The organism is Pseudomonas sp., from assembly GCF_030147005.1.
Classification (GTDB): Bacteria; Pseudomonadota; Gammaproteobacteria; order Pseudomonadales; family Pseudomonadaceae; genus Aquipseudomonas.
The window spans coordinates 1-4,371 of sequence record NZ_JASLAW010000191.1; the positions used below are offsets into that span (position 1 = coordinate 1).

Consider the following 4,371-nt stretch of genomic DNA (forward strand, 5'->3'; position numbering starts at 1 on the left):
CCAAAAATGGGACTGCTACGCAGTCCAGCGGGAGCAAGCTCCCTCGCCACAGGGACCGGTTCTGTCTTAACTGACCGGCATTAGGGCTTGCCCCCGGTGACGGTGGATCAGTTGCAAACAAGCTGACTGACACGCTGCTATCGGGGGCAAGCTCCCCTCTCACATTTTGTTTTGTGTCAGTCTGCTGAAGTTGTTAGCGCCTGAGACGTTGCTACGTAATCCGCCTGGAACTGCGGCGACTCAATCCATGCCAACGCGGCCACTTCATCATCGCTGTCCGTGGCCCACTGACGGTATTCGATCAGCGCAGCCAGGATAAAGTCGGTAGCTCCCTCTTCGCCTTCCTGCTCCATCACCAGCGCCAGCAGCGGATGCGACAGGAACGCGGCACACAATGCCTGCTGGCTGATCTCGCCTGCAATACGCATTTCCAGGAACATCTCGGTCAAATCCACCGACTCAAGATCGATGCGGGCGTCATCGTCGGCAAATGCATCCTGCTTGGTCGCGGAGGCGCGCTGGGTACGGTTTTGCTTAGCCTTGGTTTTTGCCCGCTGGGCGCGTTTCTGCTGTTTGTTCGGCGAGGCCATGGGCTCAACCTCCTCTGGTCCGGGATCTGGATGGGGTATTGAAGCGCAGGTCGGGAGAAATCCCAAGGGAATCCGGCTGAGTTTCGTCGTTGATCCAACTCGACCACCAGGCGATAGATGAATAGGCTAGGCCTTTGCAGCTTGCCAGAGCGTCTTCATGACCCGCGATACCCTTGAGCACAACCAGATTCCCCTCTACTTTGCCGCTATCCTGCTGGCCGCTCTCTGTGGTGTATTCGGGCCGTCATTCGCTCAGGGCCTCAGCGTATTGATCACGCCCGCCATCGCGGTATTGATGTACGCGATGTTCCTGCAGATTCCTTTCCTCGATCTACGCCACGGGTTGGGCAACCTGCGCTTTGTCTCGGCGTTATTGTTGGCCAATTTCATCCTGGTGCCCTTGCTGGTGTGGGCGCTGACCCGTGGCCTGTTGGGGCATCCCGCGCTGTTGGTGGGCGCGTTGCTGGTATTGCTGACGCCGTGTATCGATTACGTGGTGGTGTTTACTCATATTGGCAAAGGCGACTCGCGGTTAATGCTGGCGGCCACGCCGTTACTGCTGTTGATGCAGTTGGCACTGCTGCCGGTGTACCTGGGGTTGATGCTGGGGGCGCAATCGGAGGTGGTGATCGCGGTTGGGCCGTTTATCGAAGCGTTCCTGTTGTTGATCGTGGCGCCGATGGTGCTGGCCGCACTGACCATGTTCCTCGCGCGACGATCAGTGCTTATCGGCAGGTGGAGCAACGCCTGGGCCTGGTTGCCGGTGCCGGCGATGGCCCTTGTGTTGTTTGTGGTGATTGGATCGCAGGTCACATCCGTGATGCGCGATATCAACGCACTGCTGCCAGTGCTTCCCATCTACGTGGGCTTCGTGCTGCTGGCACCGCTGATGGGAATAGTGGCCTCGCGGCTGTTTGCGCTGCCGGCGGCAACGGCGCGTGCGGTCACGTTCAGCGCAGCCACCCGCAACTCGCTGGTGGTGTTGCCCCTGGCGCTGGCGTTGCCTGAGGGTGTGCGCGGGGTGGCCGCGACGGCGGTAATCCTGCAAACCCTGGTCGAGCTGGTGGCGCAGTTGATTTATGTCCGCCTGATCCCGGCCCTGGTATGGCCCGCCAGTCGGTAACGCATGAATATTCAGGTCTGTTCAGACGCTGTTCAGGGCGGCGGTCGGCACCATAAGTCCGCGCCTCCCACCTGACAGGTCACCCGATGGATCATCGCAACCGTTATCGCCTGGAGTCACTGGGCCTCTTTCTGATCGCCTTCTTGCTGTTCACCCTGGGTATCTGGGATCAGCAGCCTCAGGGCTTTGACGGGCGTTGGGCGCTGTTCCTGCAAGAAATGTTTCGCCATGGCGCGAGTCTTTTCCCCACCACCTACGGCCAGCCGTACGCGGATTACCCCGGCACCGCGACGTTCTTCAGCTTTGTCTTCGCCCGGTTGTTTGACGCGCCGAACCATCTGGCGAATGTGCTGCCCACCGCGCTCGCTTCGGCGGGGGTGATTGCCTTGATCTATCGCCTGCTGGCGCCCTCCAGCCGGCCCTGGGCATTGCTGACGGTGCTGCTGACATTGCTCACCACCCAGTTGCTCGAAAAGTCCCGCTCGGTGTGCCTGGATCAGATGGTCGCACTGTTGTGCGTCGGCAGTTTCTACCTGCTGCACAGTGGAGAGCGACTGGGCTCGCGGTTCAGGCACCTCGCGGTTTTCCCATTGTTCATCCTGGCCTTCGCGATTCGTGGGCCGCTGGGGTTGATCGAAGTGTGTGGCGTCGTATGCGTGTACTGGGCGCTGGGCCGGCCGGGGGAGCGGGTCCGGCAGGTATTGATCCACGGCGTTGTCGGGTTGGTGTTGCTGGCGGCGTGCTGGTGGGTGCTGATGAAGCTCGCGCGAATCAGTGGAGGCGATGCCTTCGCCGATGAGGTGTTCAAGATGCAGGTCGGCGGGCGCCTCGATGAATCCGGCGAGCCGTTTTACTTCTACTTCCAACTGAGTTTGTACCGGTACTTCCCGGTGGTGCCATTGGCGCTGGCTACGTTGATTGCGCTGCGTCATCGCTGGGCGGAACGCTGGGCCAACGATGAGGTGCAGTTGCTGGCACGGCTCGGCGCGTGCGGCTTGATGATTTTGCTCGGCCTGTCAGTGCCGCATTTCAAGCGCGCTTATTACATTCTGCCAATGGTGCCGATGTTTGCTGCTGTCGCGGCCTATGGGCTGCTGCAGGCGCAAGGCTGGCTGGTTGGCGTGCGCCGTTGCTATGAAGGGCTCGTCGTGGCGCTGCCGGCGCTGTGCGTAATTGTGCTGTTTGCGTGCCGGCATGCCTGGCACAAGCAGGGCTACTGGCCCGACGTTTCGATGCCGTTATTGATCGGCGTGCTGGCGTTTCTGCAAATGGCGGCGATGGTCGCGTGGGCTCGGGCCGCACGGCTGGTATGGCTAAGCATGATCGCCCTGACGGCGCAGTGGTTGTTGCTGGTAGCCGTAATCGAACCGGCCCAGGATCTTCAGTTCGATACCCGGCAGTTTGTCAGCCAGGTGGAGGCGTTGCGGGATTCGCAGCCGGGGCCTCTGGTATTTGTCGACCTGGCTCGGGACACCTGGGCGGTGCGCTACATGATGAACCTGGACCACGATGAGCAGCCGCTTTTCGTCGGGCGTAACGAGCTGGAAAAACTCGCCACGTTGCCCCGGCCATCCTGGGTGATCGTTCCGCGCAAAGACACAGTGTTGTTGAAGGGCTCACCCGCTGAGCTGCTGACGCCGAGCTTTCAGGGGCGATTGAACGACAATCCGTTGATGGTTTTTTTGCTCAACTGACAGAGCCCTTTTAAAACCTTTATTTGCAACGAAACCCCTCAGGCATCGTAACGGTGTAGTTGCGCTGCACCCGGTCCTGAAAATTCAGATTGCGCAGCCCCTGTTCCACCAGGAAGGCTTCTACCTTTGCGGCTTGGCAGTCATCGTTGTAGGACGACGCCCGCAGCACGTATACCGCACGCTTGCTCACTTCATCCCGAGCGGTGGCCCTGAAGGTGGTGAGGGTGGTGTAGCCGGTACGTTCGGAGGTGCCCACCGGGCCATAGCTAGTGTTCGGCGTGCTGGTGCAGGTCAGTTGATCGGTCTTTTTCTTGTTCTTCTTGCACTGCGTGGTAGTGCTGTTTGCCACCTGGCCGTACTCGGTGGCGGTATAGCGGTAGGTGACCTGCTTGCTGTCGACATCCAGGGTGATGGTCATTTTGATGGGGGTATGGTGCTTGGGCAGAGTGGTGTCGGTGAATACATTGCCAAAACCCTGGTCCTTCATGGCGCTGACCATATCGCGCAGGTAGTAGCGGGCGTTGAGCGCGCTTTCGTCACTGCCGCCGATAGACGTCACCAGTACGGTTGCCTGTCGGTCGAAGTGATAGTCGGGATCAGGCGTTGCGTTGATCGCTACGTCCATTTGCGTGGCGCATCCACTGAGCATTGCGGTCAGCAGTAATAGCGTGCAGAGCAAGAAGCGGGTCATGGAAGAGAACCTTACAACTGGAATTTGGTAAAGGCTGAACGATTGAGTCCAGCGAAAAACAACCTCAATCGTGCTGCTGCGACGTCGTGACCGCACGCACTTCGATCGCCATCAAATCGCAGGCAATAAAAAACCCCAAGGAACAGATTGTTCCTTGGGGTTTCTCGGTATTTTGGTGCCCAGAGACGGAATCGAACCGCCGACACGGGGATTTTCAATCCCCTGCTCTACCGACTGAGCTATCTGGGCAACGGGGCGCATTAAACGGGTTTT

4 protein-coding genes and 1 tRNA gene are annotated in these 4,371 nt (G+C 59.4%); 2 read left to right on the forward strand and 3 right to left on the reverse strand.

Annotation, left to right across the window (positions count from 1 at the left end; translation table 11 throughout):
- Window positions 1–176: 176 nt before the first annotated feature.
- Window positions 177–590 carry a hypothetical protein gene (locus Q1V60_RS17750; protein ID WP_300632970.1) on the reverse strand — a complete coding sequence of 138 codons (414 nt, stop codon included), beginning with the start codon at window positions 588–590 and terminating at the stop codon, window positions 177–179.
- A gap of 157 nt (window positions 591–747) precedes the next feature.
- On the opposite strand from Q1V60_RS17750, the gene Q1V60_RS17755 reads away from it, so the two are divergent.
- Together Q1V60_RS17755 and Q1V60_RS17760 are read left to right on the forward strand one after the other, a co-directional pair.
- Complete coding sequence (locus Q1V60_RS17755) at window positions 748–1,713, forward strand: arsenic resistance protein (protein WP_300632972.1); 966 nt, start codon at window positions 748–750, stop codon at window positions 1,711–1,713.
- Between the two features lie 86 nt (window positions 1,714–1,799).
- On the forward strand, window positions 1,800–3,407 hold the full coding sequence (locus Q1V60_RS17760; protein ID WP_300632974.1) for a hypothetical protein: 1,608 nt from the start codon (window positions 1,800–1,802) through the stop codon (window positions 3,405–3,407).
- 19 nt (window positions 3,408–3,426) lie between these two features.
- Here the strand turns inward: Q1V60_RS17760 and Q1V60_RS17765 are convergent, their stop codons facing one another.
- The gene (locus tag Q1V60_RS17765; RefSeq protein WP_300632976.1) at window positions 3,427–4,098 is read right to left on the reverse strand and encodes a hypothetical protein; all 672 of its coding nucleotides are present in this window, start codon (window positions 4,096–4,098) and stop codon (window positions 3,427–3,429) included.
- Between the two features lie 173 nt (window positions 4,099–4,271).
- Window positions 4,272–4,347 (reverse strand) — tRNA-Phe (locus Q1V60_RS17770).
- Window positions 4,348–4,371: the final 24 nt, after the last annotated feature.